17 protein-coding genes and 1 pseudogene are annotated in these 21,653 nt (G+C 61.4%); 10 read left to right on the forward strand and 8 right to left on the reverse strand.

What is annotated here, in order from left to right; genetic code table 11:
• The first annotated feature begins 55 nt into the window (after positions 1-55).
• Positions 56-1,642 carry a GH39 family glycosyl hydrolase gene (locus tag AC1RTP_RS24040; protein ID WP_498611165.1) on the forward strand — a complete coding sequence of 529 codons (1,587 nt, stop codon included), beginning with the start codon at positions 56-58 and terminating at the stop codon, positions 1,640-1,642.
• A gap of 25 nt (positions 1,643-1,667) precedes the next feature.
• Here AC1RTP_RS24040 and AC1RTP_RS24045 read toward each other — a convergent pair whose 3' ends face one another.
• From AC1RTP_RS24045 to AC1RTP_RS24075, 7 genes are all read right to left on the reverse strand, one after another.
• Positions 1,668-2,291: a glutathione S-transferase family protein gene (locus tag AC1RTP_RS24045; RefSeq protein WP_498611166.1), complete on the reverse strand. Its 624-nt coding sequence runs from the start codon at positions 2,289-2,291 to the stop codon at positions 1,668-1,670.
• 13 nt (positions 2,292-2,304) lie between these two features.
• Complete coding sequence (locus tag AC1RTP_RS24050; protein WP_498611167.1) at positions 2,305-3,309, reverse strand: GlxA family transcriptional regulator; 1,005 nt, start codon at positions 3,307-3,309, stop codon at positions 2,305-2,307.
• Between the two features lie 12 nt (positions 3,310-3,321).
• Positions 3,322-4,758: an efflux transporter outer membrane subunit gene (locus tag AC1RTP_RS24055; RefSeq protein ID WP_498611168.1), complete on the reverse strand. Its 1,437-nt coding sequence runs from the start codon at positions 4,756-4,758 to the stop codon at positions 3,322-3,324.
• Positions 4,755-7,850, reverse strand: coding sequence for an efflux RND transporter permease subunit (locus tag AC1RTP_RS24060; protein ID WP_498611169.1), 3,096 nt, complete (start codon positions 7,848-7,850; stop codon positions 4,755-4,757). Before AC1RTP_RS24060 ends, AC1RTP_RS24055 begins: the two co-directional genes overlap by 4 nt.
• The gene (locus AC1RTP_RS24065) at positions 7,847-8,941 is read right to left on the reverse strand and encodes an efflux RND transporter periplasmic adaptor subunit (RefSeq protein WP_498611170.1); all 1,095 of its coding nucleotides are present in this window, start codon (positions 8,939-8,941) and stop codon (positions 7,847-7,849) included. The genes AC1RTP_RS24060 and AC1RTP_RS24065 overlap by 4 nt, the downstream gene beginning before the upstream one ends.
• A 263-nt stretch (positions 8,942-9,204) precedes the next feature.
• Positions 9,205-9,846: an HD domain-containing protein gene (locus AC1RTP_RS24070; protein WP_498611171.1), complete on the reverse strand. Its 642-nt coding sequence runs from the start codon at positions 9,844-9,846 to the stop codon at positions 9,205-9,207.
• Positions 9,843-10,724: an NmrA family NAD(P)-binding protein gene (locus tag AC1RTP_RS24075; protein ID WP_498611172.1), complete on the reverse strand. Its 882-nt coding sequence runs from the start codon at positions 10,722-10,724 to the stop codon at positions 9,843-9,845. Before AC1RTP_RS24075 ends, AC1RTP_RS24070 begins: the two co-directional genes overlap by 4 nt.
• A gap of 181 nt (positions 10,725-10,905) precedes the next feature.
• Here AC1RTP_RS24075 and AC1RTP_RS24080 point away from each other — a divergent pair, with 181 nt between their 5' ends.
• The 3 genes from AC1RTP_RS24080 (at position 10,906) to AC1RTP_RS24090 (ending at position 13,172) form a co-directional block, all read left to right on the forward strand.
• Complete coding sequence (locus tag AC1RTP_RS24080; RefSeq protein ID WP_498611173.1) at positions 10,906-11,520, forward strand: TetR/AcrR family transcriptional regulator; 615 nt, start codon at positions 10,906-10,908, stop codon at positions 11,518-11,520.
• 278 nt (positions 11,521-11,798) lie between these two features.
• On the forward strand, positions 11,799-12,557 hold the full coding sequence (locus AC1RTP_RS24085) for a substrate-binding periplasmic protein (protein ID WP_498611174.1): 759 nt from the start codon (positions 11,799-11,801) through the stop codon (positions 12,555-12,557).
• A gap of 153 nt (positions 12,558-12,710) precedes the next feature.
• The gene (locus AC1RTP_RS24090) at positions 12,711-13,172 is read left to right on the forward strand and encodes a hypothetical protein (RefSeq protein ID WP_498611175.1); all 462 of its coding nucleotides are present in this window, start codon (positions 12,711-12,713) and stop codon (positions 13,170-13,172) included.
• Between the two features lie 95 nt (positions 13,173-13,267).
• Here AC1RTP_RS24090 and AC1RTP_RS24095 read toward each other — a convergent pair.
• Positions 13,268-13,567, reverse strand: a pseudogene (locus tag AC1RTP_RS24095) (sensor histidine kinase); the annotation flags it as partial.
• Positions 13,568-13,719: 152 nt separating this feature from the next.
• Between AC1RTP_RS24095 and lhpI the strand changes: the two are divergent.
• The 6 genes from lhpI (at position 13,720) to AC1RTP_RS24125 (ending at position 21,646) form a co-directional block, all read left to right on the forward strand.
• Entirely contained in the window at positions 13,720-14,637 is a 918-nt protein-coding gene (lhpI, locus tag AC1RTP_RS24100) for a bifunctional Delta(1)-pyrroline-2-carboxylate/Delta(1)-piperideine-2-carboxylate reductase (RefSeq protein WP_498611176.1), read from the forward strand.
• A gap of 20 nt (positions 14,638-14,657) precedes the next feature.
• A complete protein-coding gene (gene lhpH, locus AC1RTP_RS24105; protein ID WP_498611177.1) occupies positions 14,658-15,665 on the forward strand; it encodes a trans-3-hydroxy-L-proline dehydratase in 1,008 nt (335 codons plus the stop codon).
• A 93-nt stretch (positions 15,666-15,758) separates the two neighbouring features.
• Positions 15,759-17,222, forward strand: coding sequence for a glucose-6-phosphate dehydrogenase (gene zwf, locus AC1RTP_RS24110; protein WP_498611178.1), 1,464 nt, complete (start codon positions 15,759-15,761; stop codon positions 17,220-17,222).
• Positions 17,223-17,254: 32 nt separating this feature from the next.
• The gene (locus AC1RTP_RS24115) at positions 17,255-17,719 is read left to right on the forward strand and encodes a thermonuclease family protein (protein ID WP_498611179.1); all 465 of its coding nucleotides are present in this window, start codon (positions 17,255-17,257) and stop codon (positions 17,717-17,719) included.
• Entirely contained in the window at positions 17,716-18,348 is a 633-nt protein-coding gene (locus tag AC1RTP_RS24120; RefSeq protein ID WP_498611180.1) for a glutathione S-transferase family protein, read from the forward strand. The genes AC1RTP_RS24115 and AC1RTP_RS24120 overlap by 4 nt, the downstream gene beginning before the upstream one ends.
• Before the next feature lie 55 nt (positions 18,349-18,403).
• Entirely contained in the window at positions 18,404-21,646 is a 3,243-nt protein-coding gene (locus AC1RTP_RS24125) for a PAS domain S-box protein (RefSeq protein WP_498611181.1), read from the forward strand.
• Positions 21,647-21,653: the final 7 nt, after the last annotated feature.

Consider the following 21,653-nt stretch of genomic DNA (forward strand, 5'->3'; position numbering starts at 1 on the left):
TGAATTCCCGGTGTTAGCATCGCCGCATCATAAGAAACCATCAGGAGTCAGTCGGATGAAGCACCTGCAGCACATTTGTCTCGCGGCCTTGGGCGCTGCCTGCCTAACGAATTCCGTGGCGATGGCCGCCACGCCCTCCAAACCTGCCGCACGCCAGATCGTGCTTGACGCCGCCAAGGCGGAGCAAACGGTGGACCGCTTCTTTGACTTGTCGGTCGGTTCCGATTACCCGGGCACCTTGCGGCGCGACGACAGCATGGCGCAGCTGAAGACTTTGGTTGATGAAACCGGTTTCCGCTACATCCGCTTTCATGCCATTTTCCACGACGTGCTGCAGACCGTGAAGAAGGAAAACGGCAAGCTGGTTTACGACTGGACAGGCATCGACAAACTGTATGACGACCTGCTGGCGCGCAAGATCAAGCCTTTCGTCGAACTTGGATTTACTCCTAACGCGCTGGCTACTTCGAAAGCGAAGATCTTCTATTGGGAGGGCAATACCTCGCACCCTGAGCTGAATGGCTGGCGCGAGCTCGTCACCGCCTTCGTCCAGCACTGCCAGCAACGTTATGGCAAGGAGGAAGTGCGCAGCTGGTTCTTTGAAGTCTGGAATGAGCCGAACCTGGACGGCTTCTGGGAGCATGGCGACCAGAAGGCGTACTTCGAACTGTACGACGTTACGTCCAACGCGATCAAAGCCATCGATCCGGCTTTACGCGTGGGCGGCCCGTCCACTGCGGGCGCGGCGTGGGTGCCTGAGTTCCTTGACCATGTCGCCAAAAGCGGCGCGGCGGTTGATTTCGTGACCACCCATACCTACGGGGTCGACAGCGGCTTCCTGGACGAGAAGGGCGTGGAAGACACGAAACTGTCGCCGTCGTCGGATGCCGTCATTGCCGACGTGCGCAAAGTACGCAATGAGATCACTGCGTCGAAATATCCGAAGCTGCCGCTGTATTTCACTGAGTGGAGCACCAGCTACAACCCGCGCGACAAGGTGCACGATTCCTATATCGGCGCGGCCTATATCCTGAACAAGCTCAAGGGAACGCAGGGCCTGGCGCAGGGCATGAGCTACTGGACTTACACCGATCTGTTCGAAGAACCGGGCCCGCAGACCAAGCCGTTTGAAGGCGGCTTTGGCCTGATGAACCCGCAGGGCCTGCGCAAAGCGCCTTACTTCTCGTACAAATATCTGCACGCCTTGAGTGGCAAGGAGATTCCGGCACAGGATGGCCAGGTGATGGCGGCCAGCGACGGCAAGGCCGTGCGCGCCGTGGCATGGGACTTCCAGCAACCGCAGCAACCGCTCAGCAACCGTTCCTTCTACAGCCGCGTTCTGCCGGCTACGCCGTCCGCACCGCTGGCGTTTTCAATCCGTCATGCCAAGCCTGGAACGTACCGCCTGCAGGTGCGCCGTACCGGCTTCCGTGCCAACGACGCCTACACGGCCTATATTGAGATGGGTATGCCGGACAAGCTTACGTCTGAGCAGCTGGAAAAGCTCCAGGCTTTGACCAAGGATGCGCCGGAAATCGAACGCGAAGTCAATATCGGCAAGTCGGGCGGCTATTCGCTCACCGTGTCGATGCGCAGCAACGACGTGGTGCTGGTAACGCTTGAACCGATCGAAAAGCGCTAGCGCGGTGCACCCGTACGTTTGCCGTTCAATTGGTGAATACATCCATGCCGCGTTGTACGCCGGGGCGCTGGGCGACGTGCTCATACCAGGCGCGCATTTTCGGCAAGGCGGACCAATCGAGAGCATCTTTGTAGGCGAACGCAATGGTAAAGGCTGCGATGTCGGCCAATGTGAATTCGTCGCCAGCAATGTACGCATGCGAACGCAGGAACTCTTCGGCATACGAGAGCCTGGCGAGGAATTTGCTGTCCAGGATCTGCGCCGCGGCGCCGGCGGAGGCGCTTTTCAGCTGAAACGATGCGCTGCTTGGGACGATTACCTCGGTCAGGAAGTAGAAGAATCGCTCAAAGACCTTGGTGCGAGCGAGCGGAGTTGTGCCCAGCAGGCCGGAGGCGGGTGCAGCTTCGGCCGCATGGAACATGATGGCGTTGGACTGCGTGATGATGGTGCCGCCGTCCTCGCCGCCGGTGATGGCCAGCGCAGGCACTTGCCCAAGCGGATTGACTGCCAGATACTCCGCCTGTTTGTGTTCGCCGCTGCGCAGCAGGACGCGCTTGACCGTAAAGGGCAATCCCGCCTCGGACAAGGCGATCGCCGCGCGCAAGCAGTTGCCGGTCGGTGCGCCGTGCAGTATCCATTGCTGATTCATGATGCTTCTCCTGTTATCGTGACATGTTGCCGAAACGGTTTCGGTAATCGTTGGGCGAGACGCCGTGCGCTTTGAGGAAAGCTCGCCGCATGCGTTCGTCGTCGCCAAAGCCGGTCTGGTGGGCGATGATCTGGATGGAATCGGAGGTCGATTCCAGCAGGCGGCGCACGGTCTCGACCCGGAACTGTTCGATCGCCTGGGCCGGACTCTCGCCGGTCTCGCGGCGATAGACCCGGGCGAAATTGCGCGGACTCATATTGGCCTGCGACGCCAGCATGGGGACCGACAGGTCGCGCCCCAGGTTTTGCCGGATCCAGGTGTGCAGGTCGTCGAAGCGGCCGCGCGCATCCTGCATCTGCTTGCGCAGTTCGACGCTGAACTGGGCTTGGCCGCCGCCACGCTTGAGGAACAGGACGAGGTTGCGCGCCAGCGTCAACGCCTCCGCATGGCCGATGTCTTCCTCGACCATCGCTAGCGCCATGTCGATGCCGGCGGCGACGCCGGCGGATGTCCACACATGGCCGGAACGGACGAAAATGGCATCGGGCCTGACCAGGACGGCCGGGTACTCGCGTTGCAGTCTGTCGCAAGCCGCCCAGTGCGTGGCGGCCTCGCGGCCATCCAGCGCGCCCAGTTCCGCCAGTATGAAGGCGCCTACGCAGACCGAAGCAATCCTGCGCGGGCGCTGCAGGTGGCGCCGCAAGGTGGCGCGCAGGGCCGCCGTAGCGGCCGGGATGTAGGCCGGGCTGCCGCCGGTGATGAGCAGGGTATCGATCTCATTTTCCAGGATAGCATCCAGCCGTTCCGATGCCAGTACCAGGCCGGCGTCCGTGGCTATCGGCCCGCCGGTTTCGGTAGCGAGACTGACATGGTAGACCGGCGTCTTGTCCGCGTACCGGGCGTCGTTAAAGACCTGAAGCGGCGCTGCCACATCGAGCAGCTTGGCCTGGTCATGAACCGCGATAACGACCTTGCGCCGCGGTTTCGGCACGGATAAGGGGGCAGGAGTGGTCGACATGGGTCCTCCGTTTTAGCTTCCGGTGGAGCCGCTGGTCCAGCCTCCGCCCAGCGCCTTGTACAGGCTGATGCGGTTCTGCAGTTCCGCCAGGCTGGTGCGGATGCTCTGTTGCTGGGCGCCGAACAGGGCGCGCTGCGCATCGAGATATTCAAGGTAGCTGGCTTCGCCGCCCTCGTAGCGCAGCTTGGCTAGCCGGTAACGCACTTGCTCCGCTTGTTCCTGCGCCTGTACTGCGCGCAGCTCCTCGTCCAGCGTCGCCCGGCCCGACAGGGCGTCGGCCACCTCGCGGAAGGCCACCTGGATGGCTTTGTCATACTGCGCGATGGCGATGTCCTTGTCGACCCTGGCCACGTTCAGGTTGGCACGGTTGCGGCCTGCATCGAAGATGGGCAGAGTGATCTGAGGCAGGAAGCTCCAGGCGCGGGTGCCGGCGGCGAACAGGCCGGACAGCTCGTTGCTGGATGAGCCGAAGGCGCCGGTCAGTGATATGCGCGGAAAGAAGGCCGCGCGGGCCACCCCGATATTGGCGTTGGCGGCGCGCAGCAAGGCTTCCTTGGCGCGGATATCGGGGCGCGCGGTCAGCAGCTCGGACGGCAGCCCGGCGGGCAGTTCGGCCATGACCGCGCTGTCCCAGCCACTGCCCTGGGATGGCAGCAGCTCGACTGGCAAGGCGCGGCCAGTCAGGACGGTCAGCGCATTCTCGTCCAGCGCGCGCTGGCGCGTGGCCTGGGCCAGCGCCACCCTGGCCGCCTGCAGCAGGGACTCCGACTGGCGCAGCTCGTATTCGGAACTGGCGCCTTGTTCGCGCAGCATGACCTGGCGCTGGTGCGATTCGGTGCGGCTGGCCAGGGTCTGCCGGCTAAGCGCCAACAGGTGCTCGTCGGCCAGCACGGACTCGTAGGCCGAGGCGACTTCCGCCACCAGGCTGATGTGCGCGGCGCGCCTGGCTTCCTCGCTTGCCGCATAGCGTTCCAGTGCAGCCTCGCTCATATTGCGGACGCTGCCGAACAGGTCCAGTTCGAAGGCGGTGACGCCGACGCTGGCCGTGTAGGCGCTGGCCACACCGCCTTTGCCGCCGGGCGCAGTCTGGTCGGGCACACGCTGGCGTGCGCCTGACAAGCCCGCGTTCAGGGTCGGCAAGCGATCGGCCGACTGCACCTGGTAGAGTGCGCGGGCCCGTTCGATATTGAGCGTGGCCACCCGCAAGTCGCGGTTGTGTTCCAGTGCGATGGCGATGACCTGCTTGAGCTTTTCGTCCTGGAAGAAGTCCTGCCAGGCGATGTCGCGTGCCGCCTGGCTGCTGGCGGTGGCCAATGCCGCTGGCGGCGAAGGCCAGTTGCCGGCCACCGGCAGGGCAGGGCGTTCATAAGTCGGCGCCAGCGAACAGGCCGAAAGCAGCAGCCCAGCCAGGATGAGTGGAACTGTCTTGAGTTGGGTCAGGGTGTTCATGCTGCTTCCTTTTCAACGAGGTGAAGTGCTTCGGTTTTGGCGCCATGCTTGCTGACCTTGAACCACAACGAATACAGGGCCGGCAGGAACAGCAGGGTCAGCACGGTGCCGACGCCTACGCCTCCAATCAGCACATAGGCCAGCGGACCCCAGAAGCTGGAATGGGTCAGCGGGATGAAGGCCAGCATGGCCGCCACCGCCGTCAGGATCACGGGACGGGCGCGGCGTACGGTCGATTCCACCACCGCCTCATACTGGCTGGCGCCGTGCGCCAGGTCATGCTGGATCTGGTCGACCAGGATCAGCGTATTGCGCATCAGGATGCCTGCCAGGCCGATCAGGCCCAGGATTGCGGTGAAGCCGAACGGCTTGTTAAACAACAGCAGGGTCGGTACCGCGCCCACCAGGCCCAGCGGGGCAGTGGCGAACACCATCCACATGGTGGCGAAGGAGCGCACCTGCAGCATGATCACCAGCAGCATCAGGATGATCATCAACGGGAACATCTTGGCCAGCGCCGCGTCGGCCTTGGCGCTTTCCTCCACCGAGCCGCCGGTGTCGATGTGGTAGCCGGCCGGCAGGCTGGCTTTCAGGCTGGCCAGTTGCGGCAGGATGGCGTTGGTGACGTCTGGCGGCTGGGTGCCGTCACGCACGTCCGCCTGGACCGAAATGAACGGCTCGCGGTTGTAGCGCTTCAGGATGGCGTCTTCCATGCGTGTTTCGAAGTGCGCCACCTGCGACAGCGGAACGGCGGCGCCGCTGGCGGTGGTCAGGGTCAGGTTGGCGATGTCTTTCAAACCGGCGCCTTCCTTACGCGGGCTGCGGATGACCACTTCCACCGAGCGCAGGCCTTCGCGCACCTGGGTCGAGGGGATGCCGTTGAGCAGTGCTTGCAGCTGATTGGCGGCGTCGCGCGGATTCAGGCCAACCTGGCGCAGGCGTTCCTGGTCCAGCACCAGATGCTCGGCCGGAGTCAGGTTGCCCCAGTCCACGTGCACACCCTTGGTGTTGGGATTCTTTTCCATGATGGCGCGCACCTGTTCGGCGATGGTGCGCACCTGGCCAACGTCCGGGCCAAGCACGCGGAACATCACGGGATATGGCACGGGCGGGCCGAACACGAATTGGGTGGCACGCACGCGCGCCTGCGGGAAGCGGCCCTCGGCGATCATCTTCTGCATTTTCGCCTTGAGCACAGTGCGGTCGTGGGCGTTCTCGGTCAGCACGATCATCTGCGCATAGGCCGGATTGGGCAGCTCAGGATTGATCGCCAGGAAGAAGCGCGGCGTGCCCTGGCCGACGTAGCTGGAGACGATCTTGGCCTCCGGTTCCTTTTTCAGCGCATCCTCGATGGAGTGGACCACGGCATCGGTGGCGCTGAACGAGCTGCCAGGCGGCAGGTTGACTTCGATGGTCAGCTCGGGACGTTCGGAATCGGGGAAGAACTGCTTCTCCACCGCGCCCATGCCCACGCCGGCCAGCAGGAACACGGCGGCGGTGACGCCGGCGCTGATCCACTTGTGGTCCACGCACCAGCGCACCAGAGCGCGCAGGCGCTGATAGTTCGGGGTGCTGTAGATGGCGTCGTGGCCGCCGCTCTTGACGGGGATTTCCGGCAGCGACTTCACGCCCATGTACGGAATGAAGTACACCGCCACCACCCAGGAAGCGAGCAGCGCGAAGGCCACTACCCAAAAAATATTGCCCGCATATTCACCGGCGGTCGACTTGGCAAAGCCCACCGGCAGGAAGCCGATGATGGTCAGCAGGGTACCGGACAACATTGGGGCAGCGGTCGAGCTCCAGGCGTGCGTCGCAGCGGCGATGCGGTCCAAGCCTTCCTCCATTTTCACCACCATCATTTCGATGGCGATGATGGCGTCATCCACCAGCAGGCCGAGCGAGATGATCAGCGCACCCAGGGTAATGCGGTCGAAATCGCGTCCGCTCATCAACATGATCACGAATACCGCGCCCAGGGTCAGCGGCACGGCGGCGGCCACCACGATGCCGACGCGGAAGCCCAGCGTCACCAGGCTGACCACGATCACGACCGCCAGCGCGACCACGAACTTGATCATGAATTCGTCGATGGAATCGGTGATGGCGCGCGACTGGTCGGCCACCAGATTGAATTCGATGCCGGTGGGCAGTCCGCTGCTGATCGCCTTCCGTTCCGCGGCCAGTGCCTGGCCCAGTTCCAGGCCGTTGTAGCGCTTCTTCATGACGACGGCCAGGTCGAGCGAGGCATCTCCCTGGTTGCGGATGACGAAGGATGCCGGATCTTCGTAGCCGCGCTTGACGTCGGCGATGTCGCCCAGCTTCAGGGTACGCTCGCCAGCGGCGATCGGGATGTCCCTGATGGCGTCCACATTGTCGATGGCGCCGTCAAGGCGCAATTGCACGCGCGGGCCCTTGGTTTCCACGAAGCCGGCGGAGGTCACGTCGTTCTGCTTGCCCAGCGCGTCGATCACCGCTTGCGCCTTGATGCCCAGGGTCGCCAGACGCTGGTGCGAGATTTCGACGTAGATTTTCTGCTGCTGTTCGCCCAGGATGTTGACCTTCTGGACGCCAGGTACGCGCAGCAGGCGCTGGCGGATGTCTTCCGCTTGCAGTACCAGCTGGCGGTGCGGCAGCTGCTTGCCGGTCAACGCGAACAGCGCGAAGTAGACGTCGGAATATTCATCGTTGACGATGGGGCCGACAACGCCGCGCGGCAAGTTGATGGCTTCATCGCCCAGCTTCTTGCGCACCTGGTAGAAACTGTCTTCCACCGCCTTGGCCGAGGTATCGTCCTTCAGGTACAGCTTCATGATGACGCGGCCTGGTTGCGCGGTGGTTTCGACGCGGTCGTAGCTGTCCAATTCCTGCAGGCGTTTTTCCATGCGGTCGGCCACCTGGCGCTGCATTTCCTCGGCGGTGGCGCCGGGCCAGGCGGCGCTGATGGTCATGACCTTGACTACATAAGTCGGGTCTTCCGCGCGGCCCAGGCGCAAGAAGGCAAATGCGCCGGACGCCACGATGGCGATGATCAGGAACAAGGTAATGGCGCGCTCGCGTACGCCAAAGGCGGAGAGGTTAAAGCCGCTCATGATCCGCTCCCGGTCTTGCCGGCCAGCGGCGACACTTTCTGGCCGGGCTTCAGCAAGTGGCCGCCAAAGGCTACCACCCGTTCACCCTGCGCCAGGCCCTGCGATAGTTGCGCCTGTTCTTCGCCCAGGCGCGCGACCTTGACGGGGCGCAAGTTGACGGTGGAGCTCTTGCTGTCGATGACCCAGACGCCGGGCCCCTTGCCTTGATCCACCAGGGCGCTGACGGGCACGCTGATGCGCGGCGTTGCGCCGCCTTCCATTTGCACGGTCACGGTGGCGCCCAGCGGAGCATGGCTAGCCTCCCCGCCCAGTGTGTAGCGCGCCAGGTAAGTACGGGTTTGCGGATCGGCCACCGAGGCCAGCTCGCGCAGGGTGGCAGGCGAAGACTGACCCTGCTCGCTATACAGCACGGCGCTGGCGGGACGTCTCGCCAGCGGCAGTGCGTTTTCCGGCAGGTAGACCAACGCCTCGCGCGCGCCTTCGCGCGCCAGCTTGACGACGGTCTGGCCGGCGCCGACCACCTGGCCGACGTCGGCGGGGACTTCCATCACGACGCCGTCCATATCGGCCAGCAGCACCGAATAATCGCGCTGATGGGCGGTCTGGCGGGCACGCGCGCCTTCTGCGCTGGCCTGGGCGATAGCGGTGTCGGCGGCCGCCTTGGCCTGTTCATAAGCCTGGGTGGAGACCGCGCCGGAGGCCAGCAGCTTGCGCAGGCGCGCTTCCTCCGCCGCGGCCTGGACTTGGCGCGCCTGTGCCGCTTCCACAGCGGCGTGGGCAGCGGCGGCGGCCAGTTCGTAGTCGGTAGGGTCGATGCGCATCAGCGGCTGGCCCTTGCGGACCGTCTGGCCTGGGTCTACCAGGCGCTCGACCACCTTGCCCGCCACGCGGAAGCCGAGGCTGCTTTCGGTGCGCGCATGGACCACGCCGGTAAAGCTGGCGGCTTCGCCGCGGGAGGATTGCGCCATGATCGAGGCAACCTTGGCGGGAGCTTCAGGTTCGGTGGCGGGATGGCTGCAGGCGGCCAGGCTCAGCAGCAATGTTGCGCCCAGGATGCTGCGGCGCGGCAGGTGGAAGCGGATCGGTTTCATGTTGCCCTCAAAAAGTGAAAGTACACATTTAGAGTATGTTCAGGCGCTAAAAATAGCAAGGCATTTTTTGCGTTGTAAGGCTTTTCTGGCCATTCTGCGCCAATTTTGCCCGTTAGTCCGTCTGAAAATGTTTATTTAAGAGTGTTGGTGAACTTTAAATCAACCATCTGCGGCGACGCAGGCGCCTGCCGCAAGAGATTCACCCGGATCACGGGACTGACTCCGGGCGACTACCGGCAGCGCTTCAGCACCGGCCGCTAGGCTTAGCTGTCGAAGGGGGCGTCGTTGATCAGGTCGCAGACGTCGGGGCAGTGGAAGCCATGCACATGGCGCTTGCCGACATCGACTAGCCCTGTTCCCAGCGCCAGATGCGGCTTTTTGCGCACCACTTCCGCCACCGCTTCGGTAAACGCCTTCTTCATGCCGATGCGAGGAAAGAGGGCCAGGGTGTCGTCCACCAGGGAAGGCGTGATTTGATCCAGGTGCAAGCCGAACACGTCGACATGGGCGCCCAGGCTGATCAGCGCGATTTCGGGCTGCTTGCGTTCGACGATGCCGACGCTGGAGTGCAGCGCGATGGCGTCCCACAGCAGCGCAGCCTTTTCATCCGCATAGCCGTGCTGCTTGAGGAAGTGCGTAGCAGCGTCGGCTCCGTCGACCTCAAAGCGGCCATCCGCCGCAAATTCTTCCGTCAAACCGAGGTCGTGCAAGACCGATGCCAGATAAACCAGCTCGCGATCGTATTTCAGGGTTTGGCGGCGGCCGAGAAATTCTGCAAACCACCAGGTTCGGTGCAAATGGTTCAGCAGCGGCTTGGAGTGGACCCGTTCGATCAGCGCCACCGCTTTGCGGGTAAGTTCGGTATCCGGTGCGCTAATGCCGCCGATGGTGATGGGGGTGGTCATGGTTTAAAGGCTTCCCTGTAGGTGTCGACGAATTGCGCGACGGTTTGCGGCGCCTGCCCGGTGATCTCGCCGATCACACCATCAACGCCGCCAAAGATGCCGTTCTGGTAATCGACGGCAATCGCCAGGAAATGCTGGATCAGGAATTCGGGCAGCTGGTATTTCTTCAAGTGCTGCTCGTATTCTGCGAGCGTGACCGGGCTGTAGACGATGCGGCGGTCGAAAAGGCGGCTCAGCTCTTCCGCCAGCTCTTGCTGGCTGTATTCCACCGGCCCGTGCAGCGGGTAAGTCTTGCCGGCGTGCGCTGCGGGGTTGCTCAGGATGGCGGCGATCATGCGTGCCTGGTCGACTGCACCGATGGGAGCGTGGCGGCCCGATCCGAACGGCAAGGCGATCTTGCCTTGCTCCACCAGTACGTCGCGCACCCAGGGAAAGGTCAGCCACTCGGAAAACAGGGTGGGGCGCAGGTGGGCTGCCGGTACGCCAGACCAGTCGAGTACCCGCTCGGCGATCCAGTGGTCGCGCGCAGCATGGCTCTCGGAATCCCGGCGGGCTGAAATTTGCGACATGCTGACCACCATGTCCAGGCCGGCGCGCTGGGCTGCATCGGAAAAATAGGCGGTCGCCTGAATCAGGCCCGGTCGCACCGGATAGCACAGATAGGCCGCATTGACGCCGTCGACGGCGCGAAGTATGTCGTCGTGCACCAGCAGGTCACCGACGACAATCTCGGCGCCGAGGTTGCGCAGCGCCGCGCTGCGCGCGTCTTCGCCATGCACCATGGCGCGCACCGCGTGCCCTTGGTTCAGCAGGGTTTGAATGGTATGTACGCCAGTTTTGCCGGTGGCGGCTGTGATGAGATATTTGCGTTGTTCCATGACAGAGATTCCTTGATGGGGTTTGAGGTTATTTAGAGTATAGTAGTGCTCTAAAATGAGTCAAGGGAAATCTGAAGGTGGCGCATGTGCTGTGAGCGTATGTTTTACATTCCTTTTTTAAGATCATTGCTATAATCTTAGTAAGAGTGTTCCGTCAGTGAACTGGCACGGGAGGCGTGAAATGCGTAAGTCGAAAGCGGAAGCAGCAGAGTCGAGGAAGCGAATCCTGGCGACGGCCAAGGACATTTTTCTGCGCGAGGGGATTGCGGCGACAGCGATCTCCGACGTCATGGTGGCGGCTGGGCTGACCCAAGGCGGGTTCTACCGGCATTTCGAGTCGAAAGAGCATCTGGTGGCTGAAGCCAATGCGGTCGCCTATGAGAATATTTTCGCCGGATTGGAAGCGATGGCTGCGGGCAAGCCGCCGCGCGAAGCCATTGAAATCATCGTCCACGAGTATTTGCATCAGCTGCGGGCTCCCAAGCTGGAAATTCTCTGCCCGCTGGCCAACCTGTCGAGCGAACTGCGCCATGCTGATGAGCAGGTGAAGGCGGTAGTCTCCGAGGGGTACGCCCGCCTTGTGAGGTTTTTTGCCTCCTACCTGATGCGCCTGGATTACCGTGATTATGTCGGGCTCGCTGAGAGCATCGTCTCCGTGCTGGTCGGTGCGGTGTCGCTCTCCGGCACGATGCTGGCGCCCGCGGCAGCGGAGGCGATCCTGGTCAACGCTGAAGAAACGGTCAAGGCGCTGCTGCAACATGCCGACACCAGTGTGGCGCTGATCCGCAGGGCTTAGGGGATCAGACCATTGACGGCGTGATGCGCGCGCGCCAGGATCGCTTCCGTCAATTGCTTGTGCGTGGCGCGACGCGACAGCATCACAGGCCCAACAGGGTTTCAATGAATAGCCGCGTGGCGACGGCAATGATCCGCTGCCTGGTCTCGGCGGTTTCAGCTTTTGATTTCTTCACATGTCCTCCGTTTGGTACACAGGCACCTTGCCTGTTTTAGAGTTCTAGTCTAATCTTAACTTAGATTATGTGTAAGCTCTAAATGGGTGATTGGAGGCTGCTGATGAACACGTTGCTATGTGGCTTTGCGGTCGCCGCCGACATCATGTGCTCGGCGTGCCTGGCTTCGGACCAGTCGGCGCCGGTGCTGCACCTGTCAGCCAATTACTGGGCGCCATATACAGGGGAGGCGTTGGCGCAACAAGGTGTCGCATCCGAGATCGTGGTGACGGCGTTGCGCCGCGCTGGCTATCGCGCCAGCATCAGCTTCATGCCGTGGAGCCGGGCGTTGACGAGCACCTACCGCGGGCTCAGCGATGGCGTGGTGGCGGTATGGTCGACCCAGCAACGGCGTGCAAGATTGGTGTACAGCGACAGCTATTTGTCGAACCGCATGTTCCTGTTCTACGGAAGGGCGGGACGTTGCAATGACGGGCTGTCGACTGGTACACGCATTGGCGTCGGCCGGAATTACGAGTATAGCGACAACTTTCTGGCGCAATACAGTCAGTTGCTCAAGCCAGTAGACCGACTGGAACAAAACCTGTTGAAGCTGCAGGTGGGGCGCGTTGATTTTGTCCTGGAAGATCCACTCATCGTTCACCATGCCTTGCAACATGGGCCAAAAGGGTTTGACCAGCCTCCGCCCCAGCAATGCGCTGGTAAACCTTTGCTCACCCTGCCGTTGCACTTTGGCCTGCGCCGAGACTTCCCGAATGCCGCCGCTATCGTCGCGGCATTTAATCTGCAGCTGAAGGCCATGAAAAAGGATGGCACCTTGGATGCCGCATTGCGGCGGCTGGCGGAAGGCAACCATGGCTGAAATCGAGGGCATTGTGGCATTCGTCATTCGGTGCCGGAAGATAGAATCGCTTATGCATAGCGCTCTCACCAACGAGACCAGGCGGGGAAGCACGGCGTTATATCCATGCTGTCGCTTGCTATGGCAGTGGAAAACTGTTCTTGGAGGGATGCCATGATGGTCGAACTTTTCTTCGTGAGGCGAGCAGATGTCCCCGCATTTCCTCTGCGCCCTGATTGGCGCGCGCCGTTTCTGACCCATCCACACTTCGACCAGCTGCAGCGGTCCGTATTCAGCTATCTTGGTCAGCCCTGGAATGTCTTTGACGAATGGCTCGTTTTTGGGCCTGAACATGGCAGCCGGATCGATATCGGTTTCGAAACGCTGGTGTCGGCGGTTGTTGTATTCCGCTTTGATGTGAGATGCGGCGGCGTGCAGTTCGAGATTTGGGCCTGTGGTCTTGTCCAAGAGTTGGATGGCTTGTTCTTTTCACCCAACACGCGCACGTTTATTGAGCCAGAATTGAATGCATTACGCGCATCTATCGAGAGCGAACGAACAGCCTCCCTACTTAGGCAGTCCACTTCCAGCGGAGCAGCTGATAAAGGCAGGTTCCGTACCACTTTCGGACAATGAGCGCTTAATGCCGTTTCACGGGGGGGCTTTGAAGGTGGATAGGTCGCGAATACGAAAAGACGGCCTCGGAAACGAGGCCGTTTTTTTCGTCCGCACTATCGGGAGCGTGGTATCGAAACCCTGAAAGTCGTCCCATGGTCCGGACATGAAGTAACACTTATATGTCCGCCATGGGCATTGGCAATTTCGCGTGCGATATAAAGCCCCATGCCAAGACTGGTGCGCTCTATGCCGTCCGCCTTGGTGTGCGTGCCGATGCGTACCATGGGGTCGAAAATGCATGACAGCTTGTCGGCCGGGATTGGCGTCCCGCGGTTATTGATCGTGACGAGAATGATCTCGTCGGTGCAGCTTGCGGACACGAGTACGGGAAAGATTTCGCTGCCGTATTGGAGCGCATTACCAACGCCACGGTAATTGCCCTTCGACTTTGCATTGCCGCGTTTTGCTCGAGTTTCATCACTATTTCAGCCGAATTGATTCTGTTTCTGACTAAGTGATCGTGACCTGGTTTATATTTTGAGCCGCATTTTGGGAGGAGCGAGATATGAGTAATGCCAGCCTGACGATTTGCGACCGTGAGCGCACAGCCAGCCTGCTTGATTTTCACGAACTGGTGGATGCAATCGCCAGGGCCGCCACAGAACTGGCGGCTGGCGCTATCCTCAGTCCGGAACGAATGGTAGTCCCTCTGGGCGAGGGCGGCGTGTTACTGAGCATGCCGGCAACGGCGCAAGATATTGCGATCCACAAGCTGGTTAACGTTCAGCCGCGAAACCGCGAGCGCCAACTTCCGACGATCCATGGTGCGGTCACTGTTTGCGAAGCGGATACCGGCAGGATTTTGTGCCTGCTGGATGGTCCTGAAGTGACCGGCCGCCGCACCGCTGCGGCGACGATGCTGGCGATCCGCAGTTTCTCGCAAGAGGAACCAAAACGGATCCTCCTGATTGGCACCGGTGCACAGGCAATGTTCCACGTACAGGCAATTGCTGCGCTTTATCCGCGCTGCCAAGTATTGGTGCGGGGGCGTGGCCAGCAAGCATCGGAGGAATTCTGCGCGAAGGGCCGTGGCATTCACGCGCACCTGGAACCCTGCGGTGCGAGCCTGCCTGACGTCGATGTCGTGATCACCGTGACGACCAGCACACAGCCAGTCTTTGATGAAGTTGCGCGTGCGGGACGGCTTGTCATCGGCGTCGGCGCGTTCAAGCCTGCGATGGCGGAAATCGGTTCAGCCACGTTGAATGGCAGCGAAATTTACGCAGACGATCCTGCCGGCGCGCGGCACGAGGCAGGAGACCTGCTGCGCGCCGGTGTTGACTGGACCCGCGTCAAATCGTTGGCAGCGGCGTTGCGCGGGCCGGTCGACAAATCGAGGCCTACGGTGTTCAAGAGTGTTGGAACCGCTGCGTGGGACCTGGCAGCTGCGCGTGTGGCCCTGCGCTCGCTCGGACACCGTTAAGCCAAGCAAGGAACTGAACCATGCAAGCATCACGCACCATCAGCACCGTTGAAGTGCATACCGGCGGCGAACCATTCCGCATTGTGACTTCGGGACTGCCACGGCTACCAGGGAAGACCATCGTCGAGCGGCGCGCGTGGTTGAAGGATAACGCCGACGAAATCCGCCAGGCCCTGATGTTCGAACCGCGCGGCCACGCCGATATGTATGGCGGCTATCTGACGGAGCCGGTTTCGCCGAACGCGGACTTCGGCATCATCTTCCTGCATAACGAAGGCTATAGCGACCACTGCGGACATGGCGTCATTGCCCTGGCAACGGCTGCCGTGGAGCTGGGCTGGGTTGAGCGCCAGTCGCCGGAAACAAGGGTAGGCATCGACGCGCCTTGCGGTTTCATCGAGGCTTACGTCAATTGGGATGGCAATCACGCCAATGGGGTGCGCTTTATCAATGTCCCGTCCTTCATCTTCAAGCGTGGTGTGACGGTGCAGACGCCCAGCTATGGCGCTGTTACCGGCGATATCGCCTATGGTGGCGCCTTCTACTTTTACACCAGTGGCGAGCCGCATGGGCTGGCAATTCGTGAATCTTCTATCGATGCGCTGAAGCAGTTCGGCGCCGAAGTGAAGGCAGCTGCGAACCTGGCATTCCTGGTTGAGCACCCCGATATCCCGGAGATCAACCATATTTACGGGACCATCATCAATGGAGCGCCGCGCCATTCGGGCTCGACCCAGGCCAACTGCTGCATTTTCGCGGACCGCGAAGTCGATCGTTCTCCTACCGGCTCCGGGACCGCTGGCCGCGTGGCGCAGCTCTATTTGAAGGGCGAGCTGGCACGCGGCGAGGTCCTGGTCAATGAGTCGGTGATCGGCTCCGTATTCAGCGCCAGGGTTATTGGCGATGCGCGCGTTGGCGACTTCCCGGCAGCCATTCCCGAGGTATCCGGTTCAGCTTTCGTCTACGGCTTCTGCAATTGGATCATCAATAGCCGCGACCCGCAAAAATACGGGTTCCTGGTCCGCTGATCAGTTGTTCGAAATCGCAAAACACTGAGGTCGGATACGTCATTTCATTGTTGAGGGTATTATTATCGTTCTGACTGACCAGAACGCCTCGATATGACCTCTACACCTCAAGCTGACAATAGCCTTCCCCTCGATATGATTATCTTCGGCGGGGTAGGCGACCTGGCCATGCGCAAGCTGCTGCCGGCGCTGTACATGGCCCACCTTCACGGCAACCTGCCGCCGGCCACGCGCATTATCTCCACCGGGCGCCAGGAATTCGACCGCAACGCCTACCTGGCGTTTGTCGAGGAGCATTCGAGGTCCTTCATCGATGGCGCCAATTTCACCGAAGAGGCGTGGCGCAGCTTCCTGCAACTGCTGGAGTTCGTGCGTATCGATGTGCAGCAGGACAGCATGGCGGCCTTGGCCAAGGCTTCCCGCCCTGGCGCCGAACGCGTTTTCTACCTGTCCACCGCGCCTTCGCTGTTCACCACCATTTGCGACAAGCTGGCCGAGGCCGGTCTGGTCGACCGCAATGCCCGCGTGGTGCTGGAAAAGCCACTGGGCCGCGACCTGGCATCCGCTGTGGAGATCAACGAGGCGGTTGGCAAGCATTTCGAAGAATCCCAGATTTACCGTATCGACCACTACCTGGGCAAGGAGACCGTGCAAAACCTGATGGTCCTGCGCTTCGGTAACTCGATCCTGGAACCGCTGTGGCGTGCGCCGAATATCACCAGCGTGCAGATCACTGTGGCCGAAGAATTGGGCGTGGGCAGCCGCGCCGGCTTCTATGACAGCGCCGGCGCCATGCGCGATATGGTGCAGAACCACTTGCTGCAGCTGTTGTGCATCGTTGCCATGGAGCCGCCGGCCTCGCTGGCGCCCGATGCGGTGCGTGACGAAAAGCTGAAAGTCCTGCGCTCGCTGCGCCGCATGAGCCTTGCCAATATCGCCCGCGACACTGTGCGCGGCCAGTACATTCGCGGCGTGAGCGGCAACCAGGAGGTTCCAGGCTATTTGGAAGAGCGCAATGTTCCCGCCGACAGCAGCACCGAGACCTTCGTGGCGCTGCGGGCGTACGTGGATACGTGGCGCTGGTCGAAGGTGCCGTTCTACCTGCGCACCGGCAAACGCATGCAGCGCCGTTCCTCGAAAATCGTGATCGAGTTTGCCAACCCGCCATTCCCGCTGTTCCCTGAGAATCCGGCCGGTGTCGCCAACCGCCTGGTGATCGAACTGCAGCCGGAAGAGGCGATCAAGCTGCAGCTCATGGCCAAGCAGCCTGGCAGCGGCATGCAGATGCAGCAGGTAGCGCTGAACCTGGACTTGCAGTCCGCCTTCTCCCAGCGCCGCGCCGAGGCCTATGAACGCCTGCTGATCGACGTGGTGCGCGGCCGCCTGACCCACTTCATGCGCCGCGACGAATTGGAAGCGGCGTGGGAATGGGCCGAGCCGATCATCAACGGCTGGGGCGCGCTGGCGGAGAAACCGAATCCTTATGCGGCCGGTACCTGGGGCCCGTCGGAGTCGTTCGCACTGTTGGCACGGGACGGATTCAGCTGGGTAGAGTAAGATGCCGCTCCCGATTTTTGGAGCGGAACCCTATGAAGAAATTCGCGCTCGCGCTTGCGCTGGTTTGTACGCAAACGACTGCAGCAACTGTCATTGGCATCTCGGATGGCGACACATTGACTGTATTGAGCAATGGCCATCCAATGAAAGTCCGCCTGGCCAATATTGATGCGCCCGAAAAGAAGCAGCCGTTCGGTGCGCGTTCCAAGCAATCGCTTTCCGACCTGTGTTTCGGCCGGGACGCGACGTTGGATTCGGACAAGAAGGACCGCTATGGGCGCACCGTGGCGGTTGTCCACTGCGGCAGTGTCAACGCCAACGTGGCGCAAGTGCGCAAAGGCATGGCCTGGGTCTACCCTCAGTACAACCATGATCCGTCTTTACCTGCGGTCGAAACGGCGGCACGTTCTTCCAGGGTTGGTCTCTGGTCCGACCCTGATCCATTGGAGCCCTGGCTGTTCCGGAAGGAGCGCAAGGGCCAAACGAAAGGAGCATGATGGCGGAATACAAATTGCACTGCTTTGCAGCTTCCGGCAACTCTTACAAGGCCGCGCTGTTCCTGGCGCTGGCCAATGCGGACTGGGAGCCGGTGGTGGTGGACTATTTCGGCGGCGAGACCCGCGGCGAAGCCTGGCGCGAGAGCCTCAATGAAATGGGGGAAATCCCGGTGCTGGAACATGCGGGCCTGAAGATCAGCCAGTCGGGCGTGATTCTCGACTACCTGGCCAGCCAGACCGGCAAATTCGGTGGGCGCGACGAACAGGAGAGGCGCGATATCTGGCGCTGGATCCTGTTCGATAATCACAAGTTCACCAGTTATTACGCCACCCTGCGATTCATGTTCGGCCTGCAGAAGACCGGCGAAACGCCCGTTACCCAATTCTTGCGCGAGCGCGCGAAAACGGCCTTCGGTATCGTGGACAAGCATCTGGCCGGCACGCCGTTCCTTGTTGGCGGCCGCTTGACCATTGCGGACCTGTCGCTGATCGGCTATCTGTATCTGCCCGAGGAAACCGGCATCGACATGGCCGAATTCCCCAATATCGAGGCCTGGAAGAAGCGGATCAGTGAAATCCCGGGTTGGCGCCATCCCCACGAATTAATGCCGGGTCGCAAGGCTTTTTAATGTATATTTGGTAACTTGCAGCATCTGACTGTAGGGACCAAATATGGATCAGCTCATGAGCGCGTTCGTGGCGTTGCTCGAGACGATGTTTGCCGCGCTGCCCTTCGAATTCCTGGAGGCGTGGGGGCGCGTCGCTTATGTCGTGGGCATTGCGCTGCTGATCCTGGCCTACGGCGGCTTCACCTTCATGCCTGCCGGCCGCTGGGGTTTTGGGCGCGAACGCCAGGCCTGGGGCGCTGCCGCGTTCAAGGCCATGGCGGCGACGGCCATCCTGATCATCGGCAGCGGCTATATCGGCTCCTTCATTGTGCTGGTGCCAGGCGCCCAGACTTTCGAGTCGCTCAAGGACTGCGCCGTCTTCCTGTGCATCGTCCTGTTTGGCCGCCCAGCGCTGCTGATCACCCCAATTGCCTACGGTATCTCGGACCTGATTGAAGGCGTCCAGCCAGCCTATGAGCTGGATTGGGCGCTTGGCTACTGGATCAATCCCGCGCTTTTCTGGATGGCCTACCAGCTGATTGGCCGCATGCCGGATTTTCGGCGCGGCCGCACCTGGGGCAAATACCTGTTGTTTGTGGCGCTGTTCATGAGTACCGAGCCGCAGCTGTGGGGCTATATCTGCGCTGACAAATTCACGCCGCAGATCTCCTATCACGAGATTACGCCGGCGCTGTTCTTTACTACCTCAATTACCTGGCTGGTTTCGCCGCTGCTGATGCTGGCGGCTTACCCGTTTGCGCGCCGCATCGGCTGGTACTGGATGGAGATTCCGGGCCATGTCAAAGAGCGCTTGTTTGGCCATAAGGAGTGGCTGTGGGAGAGCGGCAAGGCCGAGCAGGGTCCGGCGGACAAAGGGCAGGGCGTGCCGCTGGTGCTGCTGCTTGTTGGCCCCTTCCTGTCGCTGACATTGGTCATGGTGATGGCCACGGCCTACGTTGGCTTTCGCAGTGCGGAGAATGCTGCGACCAAATTGGTGGGCCGGCTGCATGAAGAAGTGGCGGAGAACATCAATATCCAGCTGGACGAATTCCTCGAGCGCTCGCGGGCGTTCGACCATTCGCTGCTTTCCAATTTGCCGATCGCCGAGCATGGATTTGCTGTGGCGATTGACGCGTCGGGGCGCGTGGTTCTCAGCTCGGTCAAACCACAGCCGCCGGGCGTTGGCGCGGCAGTCGCCACCGACGGCGTGGTCAGGACCGCGATTGGCGAGCTGTATCGAACCGTTGGAAGCCTGGACAAGCTGCATGCCAGCCGGCAATTCCGCTTCACGATCGTGACGGCGACCCCGCTTTCGCGCGAGATTTGGCTGGCGCAGGCGACGGCTTATTCAGACCGCAGCGGCAAAACGCGCTGGACCCTTGTGACCGCCATGCCGGAGGCCTATTACCTTTCCGAGATCCGCTCCGGTAACAGCCATGCTGCCATGATTTATGCGGTGGCCCTGGTGCTGTCGCTTGTCACCGTGATTGTGCTGGCTGCGATCGTGTCGAACCCGGTGCGGCGCATTGCGCAGGCCAGCTCCGACCTGGCGGCAGGTAATTGGGCGCTGCGCGTTCCCGATAGCCGGATCGAAGAACTCAGCTTCCTTTCCCGCTCCTTCAATGCCATGACGAGCCAGCTGCGCGATGCTTTCCGCAGGGTGAAGATGGGCGAGGCCATTGTCGAATCGAGCGAGGATGCGATTATCGGCAAAACGCTGGACGGCATCGTGAGCCGCTGGAACCATGGCGCGGAAGCGATTTTTGGCTATACCGCCGATGAAATGGTCGGCCAGCCTATGCTCAAGCTGATTCCCCCGTCGCGCCAGGAGGAGGAAAGGCGCCTGCTGGCGGCGATCAGCAATGGGACGTCGGTACAGCACTTCCAGACCGAGCGTCTTTGCAAGGATGGACGCACTATCCAGGTTTCCGTGTCGTTCTCGCCGATCCGCAATGAAACGATGCAGGTGATCGGCGCATCGGCCATTGCGCGCGACATCACCGCCCATAAGCAGGCGGAAGCCGCCATCGTCAACCTGAACGCACGCTTGCAGGCCTTGTTCGATGCGGCGCAGGAGGTGGCGATTATCGCGACAGATGCCGCCGGCAAGATCGTGGTGTTCAACCATGGCGCCGAACGGATGCTGGGTTATCAGGCCAAAGCCATGTTCGGGCAAAGCCTGACCGCTCTTTACCGTGAAAGCGAGTTGAGGCAGCGCGAAGAGGACCTGGGGGTGAATGGCTTCGAGGCGCTGGTGGCGATGACTCGTGCCGGCAAGTCGGAGATCCGCAGCTGGACTTGCGTGCGGCATGATGGTACTGCGCTTCAGGTGTCGCAGGCGGTGAGTCCGGTGTACGACGAGAGCGGCCAGATTACCGGCTTCCTCGCGATTGCCCGCGATATCACCCAGCAGCTGGCGGCGGAGGAAAACCTGCGCATCCTTAACCAGCAGCTCGACCTGCGCGTGCAGGAACGCACCCGCGAATTGCGCCGCACGCAGGATCAGCTGGTGCAGTCGGAAAAACTGGCGGCACTGGGATCGATTGTCGCAGCCGTTTCGCATGAACTGAATACGCCGATCGGCAATTGCGTGTGCGTGGCGTCGACCATCAAGGAGAAGACGGACGACTTTGAGGCGGAAGTCGCCACCGGAAAAGTCTCGCGCAAGAACCTGCAAGCGTATATGGAGTCCTCCCGTACCGCCATGGAGCTGCTGGACCGGGGACTTAAACGTGCTTCCGACCTGATTTCCAATTTCAAGCAGGTTGCCGTCGACCAGAGCACGGAACAGCGGCGGGTGTTCCAGTTAAGTGCTGCAATCGGCGGTGTAGTCGAACTGCTGCGCGTAACGCTGCGCAAGGCGCCGTACCGCATTGAGATGGACATCGATGAATCCATCCAGATGGACAGCTACCCCGGAGCCATCGAACAATTGATCTCCAACCTGGTCAACAATGCGGTGCTGCATGGTTTCGCGGGCCGCGAGCACGGCGTAATGCGCATCAGGGCGAGTTCCCTTGGGGCGGACGTCAAACTGGTATTCAGCGACGACGGCGTGGGCATGGCCGAAGACGTGCTGCGCCATATTTTCGATCCGTTCTTCACCACGCGCCTGGGAACTGGCGGCAGCGGGCTTGGCCTGAACATCTGCTACAACTTGCTCACCAACCTGCTAGGCGGACAGGTGAAGGTCGAAAGCCGTCCGGGAGAAGGAGCGACGTTTGCCATTTCCATGCCGCGCGTAGCGCCGGAAAACACCGGCTCGGCGGAGGACGTGGCGAACGCGGAAACGCGATTCCTGCTAGGCTTGGAGGAATGAAAATACC

The organism is Pseudoduganella sp. GW821-FHT11H04 (assembly GCF_058807935.1).